General features: G+C 46.1%; 8 protein-coding genes and 1 pseudogene. All 9 read right to left on the minus strand.

The features are described from left to right. Positions 1-9,529 (minus strand): non-ribosomal peptide synthetase (locus AZ66_RS17355; RefSeq protein ID WP_044355977.1); only part of this gene is annotated, 9,529 nt, incomplete at its 3' end. 410 nt (positions 9,530-9,939) lie between these two features. Then, positions 9,940-10,089 (minus strand): annotated as a pseudogene (locus tag AZ66_RS33825) (transposase); the annotation flags it as partial. Positions 10,090-10,581: 492 nt separating this feature from the next. Continuing rightward, positions 10,582-11,334, minus strand: coding sequence for an iron ABC transporter ATP-binding protein (locus AZ66_RS17365; protein ID WP_021260006.1), 753 nt, complete (start codon positions 11,332-11,334; stop codon positions 10,582-10,584). Beyond that, on the minus strand, positions 11,331-12,395 hold the full coding sequence (locus AZ66_RS17370) for an iron chelate uptake ABC transporter family permease subunit (RefSeq protein ID WP_044355980.1): 1,065 nt from the start codon (positions 12,393-12,395) through the stop codon (positions 11,331-11,333). The genes AZ66_RS17365 and AZ66_RS17370 overlap by 4 nt, the downstream gene beginning before the upstream one ends. Next, a complete protein-coding gene (locus AZ66_RS17375) occupies positions 12,392-13,420 on the minus strand; it encodes an ABC transporter permease (RefSeq protein WP_021260008.1) in 1,029 nt (342 codons plus the stop codon). Before AZ66_RS17375 ends, AZ66_RS17370 begins: the two co-directional genes overlap by 4 nt. A gap of 15 nt (positions 13,421-13,435) precedes the next feature. Next, positions 13,436-14,449, minus strand: a complete 1,014-nt coding sequence (locus tag AZ66_RS17380; protein ID WP_044355982.1) for a siderophore ABC transporter substrate-binding protein — start codon at positions 14,447-14,449, stop codon at positions 13,436-13,438. A 161-nt stretch (positions 14,450-14,610) separates the two neighbouring features. Continuing rightward, positions 14,611-14,763, minus strand: a complete 153-nt coding sequence (locus tag AZ66_RS33830) for an IS3 family transposase (protein ID WP_082061638.1) — start codon at positions 14,761-14,763, stop codon at positions 14,611-14,613. Positions 14,764-14,833: 70 nt separating this feature from the next. Beyond that, positions 14,834-15,040 carry a hypothetical protein gene (locus AZ66_RS31480; protein WP_197081724.1) on the minus strand — a complete coding sequence of 69 codons (207 nt, stop codon included), beginning with the start codon at positions 15,038-15,040 and terminating at the stop codon, positions 14,834-14,836. A gap of 561 nt (positions 15,041-15,601) precedes the next feature. Further along, the coding region (locus tag AZ66_RS17385) for a TSCPD domain-containing protein (protein ID WP_044355983.1) at positions 15,602-17,230 on the minus strand (1,629 nt) is incomplete at its 5' end.

Consider the following 17,230-nt stretch of genomic DNA (forward strand, 5'->3'; position numbering starts at 1 on the left):
TGTTATAGCTTAGTTCCGCGCCTTCAAGCTGCTGCAGCACGAATAACCTTCTTTGTGCGGATGACAGCGGATAGTAATCGCATTGCTCAGCCGGCTGCAACCCCATAAACAGGTCTTTCGATTGCCGCTCGACAAGCGGAGCCAACGCTTCAATGGTTGCAAAGCGGAATATGTCACGAATCGAGACTTGTACATGCAATGCTTGATGGATGCGCGATGCCAACGTCATCGCCTTTAGCGAGTGGCCGCCCAATTCAAAGAAACTGCTGCTTACTCCTACTTGCGAAATTTGCAGCACGTCTTCCCAAATTGCGGCTAGCTGGGCCTCCGTCCGTGTACGAGGGGCCATGTACGGTGCAACGGCTGCCGTTTCATAGGCCGGTACAGGCAATGCCGATCGATCCAGTTTTCCGTTTTTAGTAAGCGGGAGCTCCGCAAGACGGATGTAATGCTCAGGTACCATATAAGCAGGCAGCGCCAGGCTCATTTCATGTCTTAATGCGGACAGATCTAACGCACTATCGCTGACATAATAAGCGCAAAGCACTGCATTTCCAGGCTTATCTTTGCGAATGACGACGGACGCTTGCCGAATATCGGCATTCAGCAGCAGACGGGCTTCAATTTCACCCGGTTCAATCCGGTATCCTCGAATTTTGACCTGCTGATCGATCCGTCCCATATATTCAAGAGTGCCATCTGGCAGCCAGCGGGCAAGATCCCCTGTTGCATACATCGTTTGGCCTTCGTTGAAAGGATCGGGTTTGAATTTCTCTCGCGTAAGCTCAGGCTGATTCCAGTAGCCTTTGGCTACTCCGGCGCCGCCGAGATGCAATTCCCCAGGCACGCCAACAGGAAGCACCTGTCCATCGTCGCCCAGCACATAGGCTGTCGTTCCGCCAATTGGACGGCCAATTGGGATACTTGTCATGCCGTCCGTTTCGCTGACTCTGAACACGGTTGAAAACGTCGTATTCTCCGTAGGCCCATATCCGTTCCATATCGTGATGGACGGGCATGCTTGCTGAACGGCCTGGACATGCTTCGGCAGCAGCACTTCTCCCCCCATTATCAAATGCTGAATTCCGGCAAAAAGCTCGTCATCCGCATCGGCCAAATGATGGAAAAGGGATGTCGTCAAAAACATAACCGTAATGCCGTTGGTTGCGATAAACTGCCCCAAACGGCTAGCGTTCAGCAGTCCTTCTTTCTCCACAGGGTATAATTGACCGCCGTGAAGAAGAGCGCCGAACATTTCAAAAGTCGCCGCATCGAAGCTGACCGAACCTGTCTGTGCGAAGCGATGTCCGTCATGAAACGGCACATATCCGCCGCCTGTCACCAGGTTGACCACATTGCCGTGTGTGACTAGCACGCCTTTCGGCCTTCCCGTTGTGCCGGAGGTGTACATGATATAAGCGGGATCATCGGCGCCTACCGTACGCGATTGCTCATTTGCCGCCAGATTCTCATGTAAAAGCCAATCGACTTCGAGTCTGGTGACCGTCCCCTCATACGATTCCGGCGGGTGCAAATTGCTGGAAACCAGCAAAAATTCCGCTCCGCAATCGTCCAGAATATACAGATGACGCTCCTCTGGAGCTTCGGGATCCAGTGGCACATAGGCGCCACCCGCCTTCAAAACTCCCATGGCAGCTACAATAAATTCAATGGATCGATCAGCTAAAATTCCGACAGCCGCATGAAGCGGTAGTCCTTCTCTAAGAAGCCTGCCGGCCAAAACGCCCGACTGATACTGCAGTGCTTCGTAGGTAAGGTGACGTTCGCCGCATACAACCGCCAATCGTTCCGGGTAATTGCGGACGACCTCTGCAAAACGCCCCGTAATTGAGACATTCGGCATCGGGGAAACAGGTAATCCGCTATAAGTCATAAGCTGTTCAATCTGCTCTTCTTGATTAAGCAATCTTGCTTCAGCAAGCAGCGTATCCGGGGCCGTAATCACATCATGCAGCATGACTGTGAAGTAACGGCACCAACGCTCTATCGTTTCGCGAGCAAACAAAGCCGTAGAAAACTCCATAGAGCAGCGATAGCCATCCGGGTGCTCGTTAACCTGAAGCGTAAGGTCAAACTTCGCCGTTGTATCTGCGAACGAATACGTGTCTACGCTCAAATCAGGAAGCACAATCGGTAACGAATCGGTATTTTGCAGCACAAATACGGCATCGAATAACGGATTGCGACCCATATCCCGCTCTTTGACAATTTGATCGACCAAATCTTCCAGCGGGTAATCCCCATGCTCTAAGGCATCCATCGTCGTTTGTTTGATTTCTTGTATAAAATGCAAAAATTTCTTTTGTCCCGAAGGAAACGTACGCAATGGCAGTGTATTTACAAACATCCCCATCATGGACGACAAATCTGCATGGGGACGCCCGGCTACCGGGGAGCCGATGATAATCTCGTTCTGGCTGCACAATCGCGACAGGAACATGCTGTATGCCGCCAGCAATACCATGTACACGGTCGCCCCTTCATTCAGCGCCAACCTTTGCACAGACTCCGACAATGCCTTGTCAAGTTGAAAATCAACACGTTCTCCGGCAAAACTGCGCAGCATCGGGCGTGAGTAATCGGTCGGGATATGCAGCACAGGCAGCTCGCCACCCAGATGCTGCAGCCAGTAGTCCTCAATTTTCCGATAAGCTGCACTATGAGCGTATTGCTGCTGCCATACGGCATAATCTTTGTATTGCAATCGAAGGGGTTCCAGTTGTTGTCTGGCGTACAGTTTCGCAAATTCTTCTACAAAAATGCTGATGGATACGCCATCGGAGATAATATGGTGCATATCAAGCAGCAAGTAATGCAGCTGATTTCCCGCACTTATAACCTCGACACGCAGCAAAGGCGCTTGCTCCAGATCGAATGGACGTAAAAACTCCGCTATCCTTGCGTCAAGCTCTTGTTCCTCCGCTGCTCGGTAAACGACGGACGCTTGCACATGCTCGTGCACTTTCTGCATGGGCTGATTGTCGATGATTGTAAAGGATGTTCGCAGAGCGTCATGACGCAGAATAATCTGTTGCAGGGCCGACTCGAATCGCGAGGGATCCAGACTGCCTTCCATCCGGAGAACGGCCGGCATGTTGTAACTGACATCTACACCTTCCAGCTGCTGCAGCACGTACATCCTTTTTTGGGCCGACGTCAGCGGATAATAATCCATCGGCGCCGCCAGCTCCAGCGTATCGATTGCTTTAACCGATCTGGAAGCGAGCGCCTCCGTTAATGCTTCAACAGTGGAATATTGGAACAGATCCCGGAGCGTAACGTCAGCCTGGAGCTCTTTTTGCATGCGGGAAACTAGTACCGTCGCTTTTAACGAATGGCCACCTCGTTCAAAGAAATCATCCCTCACTCCGATCGGACGAACGTCAAGCACTTCTTGCCACAATTCGACCATTTTTTGTTCCGCGTCGGATCTTGGAGCCAAATAACTTCCGCTTTCGGCCAGGTTGCTGCCCTCAGGATGCGGCAGGGCACGGCGATCCAATTTTCCGTTGACAGTCAGAGGCATTTGCAGCATGGGAACAAAATAAGACGGTATCATGTAAGAAGGTAAGGCAAAGCCAAGCCGTTGTCTCAGTTCCTTCGCCATGTAGTCCCGATCCGCGACAAAATAGGCGCATAGACTGGCACTTCCCTCCGATCCATCGATTACATTCACAACTGCCTCACTTATCCCAGGAAGCGTTAGCAGATGTGCTTCAACATCTCCGAGTTCGATCCGATTCCCGCGGATTTTCACCTGATGATCCATTCGTCCCAAGTACTCCAAAGTTCCATCCGGCAGCCACCGGGCCCAATCGCCGGTCCGGTACATGCGCTCTCCAGGTACGAAAGGATCGGAAACGAACTTCGCTGCCGTCAATTCCGGCTGGTTCGCATACCCTCTCGCCAAACCAAGACCGGCAATGCAGAGCTCTCCCGGTACGCCGAATGGGGACAGCGTTCCCTGTGCGTTGACAATATAGACACGAGTATTTGGAATGGGGCGTCCGATGGATACAGCAGTCTCTTCCGTTAATTCCGCAGCCGTCGTTACGACCGTATTTTCGGTTGGGCCGTATTCGTTCATCAATTTCATTTCAGGATTCATTGCTTTCAAACGGCGAATTAAAGGCATGCCTACGGCCTCGCCTGCTACTACCGCACTGCGCACCGAGCGCCAATCCTCGCGGCTCATGTTTTCCAGCATGGCGGAGTAGAAGCTCGGCGGGCTCTGCAAATGGGTGATTTGATGATGGACGATAGCTTCGCGAATGGCTGCAGCATCCTTGCTGTTCTGATCGCTCAGCATAACAACGGCTGCTCCTGAGACGATAGGCGCAAAAAAGTGAGTCACAAACGAATCGAATATAAAAGGATTCAGCATCAGCGCCCTGTCGCTCGGGCCAAACTGGTAGTGGCGCTTTTTCCACTGTATGGTGTTCGCAAAGCTCCCGTGTTCGATAATAACGCCTTTGGATCTTCCTGTAGTGCCCGAAGTGTAGATGACGTAGGCCGAGTGCTTCGGATCGATCGAGTGTCCCTGCCCTTTCACTGGAACTTTTTGCGGCAGATTGTCTTCAAAATATAAGACGGAAACATCTTGACGAAGTTCGGCAATGAGCGGCTTATACTTGTCGAACGTAAGCAGCGCTTGAGGGCGGCTGTCCTCCAGCATAAATCGGATCCGATCCGCAGGAAATTCCGGATCAATCGGGAGGTAGGCTCCTCCTGCTTTCAAGACGCCTATTATACCTGCTGCCATTTCTAACGAACGGTGAGTCATGACGGCGGCGATCGTATCCGTCCCTACACCACGCCTGCGGAGTTCGGCGCCCAGCTGCTCCGCCCATTCGTTTAGTTGCCGGTAGCTCAGTTCCCCCTCTTCCCCAATAATCGCAGGGAGGTCGGGAGTTAGCGCGGCTTGCTGCTCGAACAACGTCAGTACAGATGATGCAGGATCATACTTCTCTTCTATACCGGCGAACCGCTTAAGCAAATGTTCTTTATCTTGGGCGGTAACCAAGTCATAAGCGCCAAGTTTGGCGTCCTGGAAATGAACGGCCTGAAGGAGAAGCTCTTGGAAGCAGTCACTCCAGCGTACAATCGTATGTTGAGCAAACAAAGAAGAATCGTATTCCCAACTCAATAAGAAGCTGTCCTCTCGCTCGGTTACAGTGAGTGTCAGGTCGAACTTGGCTGCCGTATAATCCAACGGATACGGAGTCAGATTGACATTTTCCAGTTTCAGCTCTTCATTTTCCCCATGCTGCAGAACGAGCATTGCGTCGAATAGGGGATTGCGGCTTAAATCGCGCTCCTGAACCATTCGCTGAACCAGTTCCTCAAACGGATATTTCTCATGCTCAAACGCAGATAGCGCCGTCTGCTCCACTTCGCGGAGATAGGCGGCAAACGTTTTTTCTCCTTCCGGGTACATGCGGAGCGCCAAGGTGTTTACAAACATCCCTAACATGCCTGACAAACCTGCAAGCTGGCGTCCCGCCACCGGCGTGCCGACAACGATCTCGTCTTGTCCGGCTATACGCGACAGAAATGCGCTGTATGCGGCTAGCAGTACCATGTACACAGTGGTGTTGTTCTTGCGAGCCAGCTCGCGCACAGCCGTTACAAGCTCGCCGCCCAGTTCGGCGTCTACCCGGCCGCCTATAAAGCTGCGCACAGCAGGCCGCGGATTGTCGGTCGGCAGCCGGAGCACCGGTACCTCCTCGGCAAACTGCGACAGCCAATAGGCTTCCTCCTTGGCGTAATCCTCCGTATGACTATAGGCTTGCTGCCATACAGCATAGTCTTTATATTGCAGCTTTAGCGGCTCCATCGTTTCACCGGCATAGGCCGCAGCCAGCTCTTTCGTCAAGATTTGCACAGAAATGCCGTCCGAGATGATATGATGCATGTCAAATAAGAGCAGATGCCGTTGATTCCCGAGATGTACGACTTTTGCCCGCAGCAGTGGTGCCGCGCCCAGGTCGAACGGCTGGATGAACGCCCGAATAGGCGCGTCTGCTTCCCTATCCTCTGCTTCCTCTTCCGCGATAAAGAAATCAACTTGCTGCTGCACGCGCTGAATGGGCTCCCCATCTACAATAGCAAATGAAGTACGCAAAGCATCGTGCCGAGCAAAAAGCGAATGGAACGCAGCTTCCAATCGTTCCTTGTCAAGCGTCCCTTCCATAAGAAAGGCGGCCGGCATATTGTAGCTTAGTCCTGTGACATCCAATTGCTGTAGCATAAATAACCGCTTCTGTGCGGACGATAGCGGGTAATAGAGCTGCTCAGGAGCAGATTCAAGCGACTCGTAATTGCGTTTCGCCGCCGAGCCGACCACCTCGGTTAAGTCTTTTAGCACTGACGCCTGAAAGATGTCCCGCAATCCGAGTTCGATCTTGAACTCCTCATGAATGCGTGTCAACAGCGTCATCGCTTTCAGCGAATGGCCTCCAAGTTCAAAGAAATTATCCAGGAGTCCGATCTGCTCGTGATCCAGCACTTCTTGCCAAAGCTTTGCCATCCGTTGCTCAACATCCGTTACCGGGAGCAGGTATGGTTTGGAGGATATCCTTTCATCCAGCGCAGGCAAGGCTCTTCGATCCACCTTACCGTTTGTCGTCAAAGGAAGCTGATCCAACTTCATATAAGCGACAGGGATCATATAGTCCGGCAGCATCGAAGATAAGAATCCACGCAGTTCATCTGTCTCAAGCTCCCTCTCGCCCGTGTAATAAGCGCATAGCACCTGCTGACTATGGCGATCTGGCATAACGGCGACAACCGCCTCACGGATGGATATGATTTGTATCATGCATGATTCAATCTCGCCCGGCTCAACCCGATAGCCCCGTATACTAAGTTGGTCATCGAGACGCCCAAGAAATTGCAAATTCCCGTCCGGAAGCCAGTAAGCGCGATCCCCGGTGCGATACATGCGTCCATCCGTCACGAACGGATCTTGAGCGAATCGCTCTGCCGTCAATTCCGGTCTGTTCAGATAACCCCGAGCTACCCCAGCTCCTCCGATGCACAACTCCCCCGGCACACCAACGGGTTGCAATGTCCCGCCCTGACCAAGCACATACAGGTTGGCGTGCGGGAGCGGTCTGCCAATCGGCACGCTTCCTTCTTGAGGCAGTATACTGCCATTCATTGCCTCATAATAGGAAGCATCAATGCAAGCTTCCGTCACCCCATAACTGTTGAGAATACGCATGATAGAGCCGAAACGATCGTATACTCTCTGATAATCTTTCGCCGCAAAGCGGTCGGAGCCCATAATTAACAAACGTAAGTGTCCCGTACTTAAACCATTCTCGTAGATATAATCCATGAGCGGTACAAGCAATGCCGGCGTCGATTCCAGCATTGTAATGCCTTGTTCGACGATGACCCCATGGAGACGAGGCAGGCTGAGACGAGTTTCGTTCGAACATATAACGAGCTGTCCTCCGCTCAGCCATGCTCTGGCCAAATCGCCGGCAAATACGTCAAAAGAAAAGCTGGCCATTTGCAGCAATCGTACTTCCATATCTCCGAGCCTGTATTCATGATGCCATGACCATGCGGTTGAAACCCAACTGCGATGCTCGATCATAACCCCCTTGGGCCTTCCCGTTGTTCCGGAGGTGTAGATAACATACGCAAGTCGCTCAGGTGAACAACCGTGAAGTAAATTGGTTGGATCGTCGTCATAGCTTGACGCAAGCCTCAAATCTACGACTTGGCAGCCATCAGGCACGGTCATCATGTCATCGTCGGCAGTAAGCAGTACTTTTGCTTCGCTATCCCTTACCATATAAGCTAGGCGCTCGGCAGGCAATGAATTGTCCAACGGAACGAAAGCGCCGCCTGCTTTTAATACAGCAAGAACGGCAGTTACGATAAGCGGAGAACGTTCCCCCAGAATGGCCACAGGCTCCCCATTACCTATGCCCAGGCGACGAAGCGTCCGAGCGAGCCTGTTCGCTTGCTCATTTAATTGTCCATAGGTCAGCGACAATCCGCCCGGTTCCGCAACAGCGATTTGATCCGGCGTATTTGCTGCATGGTTCTCAACCATTTCGTGCATAGAACGGTCAAGTCGTTGCTCGGTCCGTTGCCCCAAGCTGTAAGTGTGGAGTATATTCTTCTGTTCTTCAGGAGGCAGAATGTGCAATCGCCCTACCGACTGCAAGGGGTTCGACATCGCTTCCCGGATTACATGCAGCAATCTTTGGAACAAACAATCGATGTCTTGGCGCGCAAACAAATCTGTCAAATAATCGATTTGAATGGCCATTTCTCCGGTTCCTACATGTTCGCGGATGTGCACCGTCAATTCGTTATCCTGGTGCCCATTTCCCAGAGGCAGCGTCTCGTATTGGAAAGGCGCATCGTCAGGCAGCGTGTCCCACTCCATCGGGTGATAATTGAAGAACACGGGCAGCAATGCCTCCGTAAAACCGAAACGGTTGCGAAGATCCGGGACAATCCGGTTAAACGGGTACTTTTGATGCCGAATCAGCTCGCTCTGCTTGTTCTTTACTTGTTTAAGAAAGTCCGCGAACGACCAGGAAGCATCAATGCGCATGCGAAAAGCCGTCGTGCTGACGAGCATCGCAACCATCGACTTCTGTTCTCGAGATGTCCGGTTGGCGTACATCGTTCCAAGCACAACTTCTTCTTCACCGCAAATCCGCGACATATACAAGCAAAGGGCAGATACAAACAAGTTAAATGGAGAAACATGCTGTGATTCGCAGAACGTACGGATGTCGTTGCATTCAGATGCCGGAATTTCATAATGGGCATAATTTGCCAAGCTGCCGGCCGTCTGTATAGCGCTTTCGGAAGTGTCAAGCCGTGTGATGGAAGGCAGCGTACGGAACTCGCCCTCCCAAAATGCCTTATCCTTCTGAAACCGGGAAGATTGTAAATACTCATCCTCGATACGGAGCAGATCCGTGCAAGCAGGCGCCGCATCTTGGGGAAGCTCTCTATTGCAAAGCAAAGCATGATAGCCCTCAACGAATTCATTACCTAACAAGTTGAGCGAAAAGCCGTCGGCAATAATATGATGAATGCTCAAGAACAATCTGGCCTCAGTTTCACCAGTAAGAAACAGCGTAAATTTAAATAAATGGGAGTCAAAAAGTGAAAACGGTTGACATGACAGAAACTCAACTTCTTCTTTCCATGCCTCTGGTTCTCTATCGCATAAATCCACAATATCGATGTCAATTGGAATAAAAGGAACAATATAACTTAGTGGCTCCTCACCTTCTCTCTGCTGCAATCGCATACGCAGAGCGTCGTGACGGAGAGCAAGGTTTTGCAGCACCTCTACGATCTTATCCTCTTGTATCGTGCCCTTGATAGTAAGCAAACTATTAAGCGTGGCAACTGTCGTGTGCGGATTCAACAGCTCCATGTACCAAATTCGACGCTGCGCTTCCGTAAGCTCGAAATAAACTTTCTCATTTTGTTTCAGTTGCAGATTGGCTTTGCTCATTGACATAAATACCCTTCCTTCTCTTTGGAATCCTTGGAACGCCGGTATTGCACATGCTTTCCGCTGCGGGTAAATGTAACAAAGTAGCTTTCAACTTCATGATAATTCACCTTATTCTTGCTAATGAATTGAATAATTCCATGTCTGTCTGTTTTAATGAGAATTGTACGGTTCTGGTTGTAAGAAAGAATTTGTTTGAGGTTTTATAAATACAGAGGAGTATCCTTATTTGGGTATCGATCATGATTTCGTATGTTTTATTGTTAAGAGATACTAGTCTTCTTGGACTCTCGTTTTTCTCAAAGTTCTGATGTACTAAATTGTAGGCAGTAGTTGCTAATATTTTGCACTGTTCGACAGCGGAACTGGTGAATACATTCTCCTTTCCAACCTTTCTCTTTATTTCTAACAATAGAGTGACCGTCAGCCCCTCGGGGTGAACGGCTTCTCAGCTCTTTCGCGTAAGGACGAAGATCGATGACGCTAAAAAAGATAGGCAATCAATCTTATGTATGCATTTTTTGCAGATCTTCAAAGAAAAATAGACTTTCTTGGAGAATACACAAGGTTACTTCCTCCATTCCTGGGTATTTTTGGATTGGTCATCAAAAAACTTCGCCAAGTTGGGGTGAATTTCCTTTTTTATGACTGAAAATTCTTGCGTATCAAGGGCTCAGATTCATGCAAAATACTCAAATAAAAAAGAGCCGCAAGAAAGTTGACCTTTCTTACAGCTCAAAAAAATAAAGCAAATCCAACCCTACGCAGAGTCAGATAAGGATATATTTTGAGTGAAAAGAATAAGGTAACTTTCTTGCCAATAAAGAATAAAACAGAACAAATAGAACTGGTTTTATTCTTTAAACGTAAGCAAGAAATTCTACATTATCCTCTTCAACTCCTATCGTAAGTGTTAGCGCAATATTAACATACCAGATTTTTATTTGCAATATTAAAATTGTTAAATAATGACTTTTTAAGCTCACACAGCCCCATATAAGCAAGCACAGAAACGATCCAATTTTATTATCATTTATTTACAAACCCAATCCGTCTAACTAATAAACCGCAATTGGCCCATAGGGACCATCAATAATTTCTATTTTCGTTTCAAAAATATCTGTCAAAACTTCTGGATCCATAACCTCTTCTACAGATCCAAAAGCGGCAATTTGTCCATCTTTCATCGCGCAAATTCTATCAGAATATTTGGCTGCAAAATTTATATCATGCATAACAGTCAGAATAGTTCTTCCAAATTCATTAGCAGCATACCTCAAATGCTCCATCATTTGAACAGAACGAGCAACATCAAGATTGTTCAGAGGCTCGTCCAAAAGTACATATTCAGTCTCTTGGCACAAAACCATTGCTACATATGCCCTTTGCCTTTGACCACCAGAAAGCTCATCTAAATATCTATTTTCTAGATCAGTCAAACCTAAAAAATCGATATATTTAGAAATAATAGCCTCATCCTCTTTCGTTAATCTTCCCTTTGAATAAGGAAAACGTCCAAATCCAACTAGTTGTCTAATAGTTAGCCTCGTTACAAAATGATTTTCTTGACGCAAAATAGTTAAAATCTTCGCTAAGTCTTTTGATTTAGATTCAGAAACATCCATATTCGCCACCTGAATTTGGCCTTCATCCATATCCAAAAGTCTTCCAATCATCAAAAGTGTCGTGGACTTTCCAGCACCATTTGGTCCAATTAATGAAGTGAGACCAGCCTTTGGTATTTCAATATTCAAAGGTCCTATTTTCACCTTATCCGTATACAATTTTCTAACATTATCAATCTTTATCATAGAGCCCTCTTCCTTAAAACTGCAATTAAGAATATGATTCCACCAAATAATTCAATAATAACGGAAACTACGCCTTGAGCATTGAATACATGATACATTAAAAAGTATGCACCCGTTATTATCAAAAACCCTATAGCAAGAGCCATTGGAAAAACATATCTATGATCATAGGTTGGCGCTGCTTGATAACTCAAAGTTGCAACTAAAAATCCATAGAAAGTAAGTGGTCCAATCAATGCTGTTGAAATTGACATCAAAATAGAAACTAATATAAGCGTATAAATGATACTTGATTGATGTTTAACTCCAAAAGAAGTGGAGACATCCTTTCCAAGTGACAATATATTTAGATTCTTAGAATGAGCAAGAAGCAATAATGCTACAATGATTACCATAGGAATTACAATAGGAAAATAGGCAGAATCTGCATGATTAACAGAGCCAAACAATCTTGCCTGTAAAATATCAAACTCAGAAGGCGAAAGAAGTCTTCTCATAAAAGCTGACACAGATTTTAGCCCTGTGCCAATAATAATTCCAACCAAAAGCATAATCTGCAAATTTCCGTACTTTCCAGAAAGCAGCCACCCATAAAGCATTAAGCTCATCATGACCATAACAATAACTTGCAATAAAAAAGGTACAGTACCAGTGAAATTTATCAATGCACCAACACCAAAGAAAAATATGGTACTCGTATGAATTGTTGAATAAAGTGATTCAAATCCTAAAAGTGAAGGGGTAATAATCCTATTATTCGTAATCGATTGGAAAGCAACGGTAGACAAACTTTGACAAATGGCAGCAATAATCATTGCAACAAGAGCTACCATTCTTCTTTTAGCAACTGGGATAAAAGAAGGTGAATCTATCGGAACTGGATTGTTATAAACTAAAAGTCCATATGAAGAAAGGATGCCCAAAACAATTAATGTTATGAGCAACATCCAATAACGTTTTTCTTCTTTCTTAGAACGAAAAGCTCTAGCTGATCTATTTTTATTATGAAGGCTAGAATCGATAACGACATTTTCGTTATTTCTATATTCCAATGCGTTCATCTTAGCCTCCTTGGTTTTCTTTGTCTCAATAAAATAGTAATAAATACGACTGCACCCATTATTCCGAGTATTAAAGATACAGGTACTTCAAAAGGCATTATAATTGTTCGAGAAATGATGTCACAAACCGTTATAGTACCCATTCCTATCACACATACCCAAGGCAAATTACTCCTAAGATCATCTCCCCTAAACATTGACACAATATTGGGGACAATTAATCCTAAAAAAGGTAAGTTTCCGATAACAGCTGCAACAATTCCAACTGCTAAAGAAATAAGACCAGTACCAAAGAGAACGACCCTATTGTAATTTACTCCAAGACTTGTTGCAACATCTTCCCCTAGTCCAGCTAAAGTCAGTCTATTCGCATACATAAAAATAAGAAAAGTAACGACAACAATTATCCATAAATATTCATATCTTCCAACCTGAACTGCCGCAAAAGAACCTACAAACCAAGATTCAATACTTTGCGTACTTTGAAACAGGAGCCCAATAAAAGTGGAAACTGCAGAAACGACGGCTCCAAGCATCAGTCCAATAATTGGGACAATTAAAGACGATCGAAGTTTAACTCTTCTTAAAAATAAAAAGAAAATCATAGTTCCTATAAAAGAAAAAACAATTGCACCAGTCATTCTTAGAACTAACGTTGGTGCAGGAAATAATAAATAAACAAAAAGAAGTCCCAACCCTGCCCATTCAATAGTTCCTGTTGTGGTAGGTTCGACTAAACGATTCTGTGTAATAAGTTGCATGACGAGTCCTGCCATGGACATGGCAGCCCCAGTAAGCATTAATGCGGCTGTTCTTGGAACACGAGTAATGAAAAACATCTCCATTCCATCCTCTTGTCCCCGTATATTATAAACTCCAGTAAATAGAGATATAATCCCTAAAATAATAACAACTATAATCGCAAATATAAAAGGTTTTGTCCATATCTTGTTATGGTTATAAAGCCGGGGTTGAGAATTTTTCTCAACCCCAGAAATTTTTTGTATTGTCTTTTTCAGCACCATGTATGCTCCTTTAGACTACTTAGCTAAAGTATTTGCCATGTTTTTAAAGATCTCAATGAAAGTTTGGATTGATTCATTTGTATACGTGTCATTTGGTGCATAAACAATTTGCCCTTTAGTAACAGCGGTTACTTTTTGAAGAGCAGGTGAATTATTAATCACATCTTTTGCGGGAACAGCTTCACTTTCAGAAGATATTGCAGCATCACGATCTAGTACGAAGACCCAATCCGGATTACTTTTTGCAATAGCTTCAACAGAAATCTCATCACCTTTATGACCTGATGTAGCATTTTCAATTTCTAAAGCTGGTTTCCATCCAAACATTTCAAACATAGGCCCCCAAACACGTCCAAAACGTGGAGCTGAGAAGCCAATATTCCCACCAGAAACTTCAACACCCATAACTGTAGCCGTTCCGTTATAGGCAGACTTAGCGTCTTCGATAGATTTATCAAAATCAGCTACCAATTGTTTCGCTTCTTCATTTTTATCAAAAATTTGTCCTAAAATAATTGTGGAATCCTTAAGTCCTTTTACTAAGTTTTCCCCAGGCTTATCAGCTTTCTCAGAAACATCAAAATTCAGATCAATAACAGCTGCATTCGGTACTAATTTTTTGATCGATTCATAATGATTAGCAAATCGTTGACCGACAATGACAAGTTCAGGGTTTGCAGCCGCGATAATTTCAAGATTTGGCTCACGGTGATTCCCAATATTTTGAACTGCTTCATCTTTTACATACGGTGATTCCTTAGGCATTACATCCTTTGGAGCAGCTGCTAATTTAATGTTCCAATCAGCCAAAGTTTCAAAAGTTCTGCTATCCAGAGCAATTACATTTTTAGGGTTTACAGGAACAGTAACCGTTCCATGAGCATCCGTTATTTCAACCGTTGAAGTTTTAGCAGCTTGGTTTTCTTGCCCAGTCGTTTCCGTTTTACCGTTTTCATTACTTGAAGTTGAGCAAGCTGCCAACATTACAACAAAAATTGCAAAAATAACAGTTAATTTAAATTTTCTCATTTTCCGTACTCTCCCCTTATATAAGCTTAATAGTCAAACAGATTATTGAATTGATGAAATTATTATCTATGTATGTTTTTATGAATCGATAATGATTATCAATTGCAACGTTATATTTAGTATATCAATTCAAAATATATTGTCAATTACTTTTTGACATCTTAAATAATTTCACGTAACACTAGGCTATATGAGCTCAGTGTTACGTGAATTCGCTGTTTATTGTAACAATTCGCATAATCATTTAACTCCAGTTTCAGATTCTCAAGGCTATGAAAGTGTATGACCGAATTTGGAACTCCTTCAACGTTCAGAGGCTATATATTGAGGTCAAAGACCTGCAATCGCTGAGATGCATTACCCCAAATAACAGATTATCGAGCTTCATCCTAATCCATAAGCCGGGAACCCGCAAAGCCTTTGGCATGCGCCTGCAGGCGTCCGCGCAACAAGTTCATACGCTCCGGCACACCATAGCGGTCTGTCTGTGCGAGTGCGCAGCACCTTATGCCGTTCGTCATCGATACGGCAGAGCGGTACAACGGCTCCGCCCGTGCAGCCCAAAAGTAGAACCCAATAGAGTTCTTGCAAGATAGTTACATCTGTGATATAATCTAATATTGTAAGTTCAATTTAACCCCTTTTACGTTCCTCGCTAGAAGAATAACTCTTCGTGACCACGAAGTTTTAAATTCCTATTTTGATTAACCCAAACGAAGTATGAGTTTATGTAAAGACGAAATTCTGATTCACACTGGCGCGGTCATCGGAGCCGCAAGGACAGAAGAGAGGTAGGGCTTTTGTTGTTTTAGAAGTGTCATTATTCTGTTAACCTATATAAAGTGAACTGAAGTTAAACTGTAATTTCCCGTTCATTTTATGCAACTAGAAAACAACCAGAGGGACCAGCTGCAGCCATAATACAGGCTGTCAGGGGTTAAATAGTTGGCGTCATGCTGCGCCAGACCAAAACACAAACCCCCGAGGCGCTGCCACAGCAGCTTCACGGGGGTTTTCCATTTAGCCCTAACTTTGTAATCATTAATCGGCGATTTGAACGGCGCGCCTCTCTTCATATATTCAAGCAGCGCCACGAATTGTTATCATGATTTATCATACACGATTTATATTCCCTCAACAGTTATGCTGTTATTATGAACAACGGCTGTAACCACAGTTCGCACACGTCTTGCAGCCTTCCATATTGATGAGAGAAGCTGAGCCGCAAGAAGGACATAAGTCTCTCGACATCCCGCTCATCATCGGTGGAGATGTATCTTTCTGAGCAGATGATGAATCTTCTATGGCAGCTACGATTGGTGCCTGCTTGATCGATTCCTGTCGTGAAGAATTAACCTGTTGATGATTGCCGCTGGCAGTATGATTGTTACTGTTTGACTGATGGCCATTTTCAATCAATTGTTGGTTATTATTGTTGTGCGACTGACCGGTGTCATTTTGATGGTTCAGCTGACCGTTTCTCCCTTCTCCATTCCGCTGACGCTCTTGATCACATGCCTGCTCCTGCATATGTGTCTCCAGCGCTTTTGCGACTGCATCTGCAATCGACTCCACCCGATTAGCACCGAAACCAACGGAGCCTGAACCACCGATTCCCTTCAAATGCTTGATTAACAGCTCTACTTTGTTGCCATGGTCGCCATAGCGCAGGAACAGGGAACATACGCGGCCTAGCGCTTCCGCCATCGCAAATACATCGGATCCAGCCTTGCCGACGTTTAAGAAGATTTCTGCAGGAATGTCATTCAAATCATTAATCGTAATGTACGCCATCCCGAACGGCGTATTAATCTTATACGTTGCCCCGCGCAATACTTGTGGACGGCGCTTGTACACATTATTTGAGCTTGCTGATTCAGACTCTTCCCCCTTGGTTGCAGTTACCTCAGCAGAAGGAGAAGCATTGCCATTTGTAGATTCCTGACCGTCATTACTTTCCTGCGCTCGTGCTCCATCCTTCTGGTCACGATCTGAAAAGACACTCGAAGACGATGCACCAGACGAGCCAGTATCCTGACGATGAAGCTGCTGCTCATTTCCGTCCCCATTGTTCTTCGTCTTCTGTTGACCCTCAGAGACAAATGAAGACTCGCAATGCAGAACCCCTCCTTGTGTTGATTGTGGCTCCTCCTGATTGTTCGCATGGGAATCATCCTGTTCAGACTGCTTTTGCTGCGAGTTCGAATGGGAATCAGCTTGCCCCGATTCTGAATGGTTGCTCTCTTCCTGCTTCGACTCTTTCTCCGTCGACAGCACTTGCACGTCTCGACTTCCATCTCGGTAAATGGTTACACCTTTACATCCGAGGTCGAACGCCAGTTCATACAATTCCTTCGTCTGCTCGACAGTAAAATCATTCGGGCAGTTCGCCGTTTTGGAAATCGAGCTGTCCACCCAGCGCTGAATCGCTGCTTGGGCACGAATATGATCCTCTGCTGACAGATCCATCGCTGTTACAAAGTAATCCGGCAGCTGATCGTTCGGATGCGCATCCTTCCATTGCTGCGCAATCGGCACGAACTGCTCGTCATAGCCGAGACGGCTCTGGCGGTAATATTTGAAGGCGAAGTACGGCTCGATCCCGGTGGAAGTGCCAACCATCGTACCCGTGCTGCCCGTCGGCGCTTGTGTAATGACCGTTACATTGCGCATCCCCTTCGCTTGAATTGCTTCTTCGACCTCAGGATATACACCGCACATTTGCTTCATGAAGCCGCTTGACAAGTAAGGCTCCGCTTGGAAGGCAGGGAAAGCCCCCTT

The organism is Paenibacillus sp. E194 (genome assembly GCF_000935845.1).
Taxonomy (GTDB): Bacteria; Bacillota; Bacilli; order Paenibacillales; family Paenibacillaceae; genus Paenibacillus_B; species Paenibacillus_B alvei_B.

Bases quoted from the DNA above. Each gene is read 5' to 3' on its own strand.
- AZ66_RS17370 (WP_044355980.1), bottom strand. From the start codon at position 12,395: ATGAACGCATTGGAATATAGAAATAACGAAAATGTCGTTATCGATTCT.
- AZ66_RS17380 (WP_044355982.1), bottom strand. From the start codon at position 14,449: ATGAGAAAATTTAAATTAACTGTTATTTTTGCAATTTTTGTTGTAATG.
- AZ66_RS17375 (WP_021260008.1), bottom strand. From the start codon at position 13,420: ATGGTGCTGAAAAAGACAATACAAAAAATTTCTGGGGTTGAGAAAAAT.
- AZ66_RS17365 (WP_021260006.1), bottom strand. From the start codon at position 11,334: ATGATAAAGATTGATAATGTTAGAAAATTGTATACGGATAAGGTGAAA.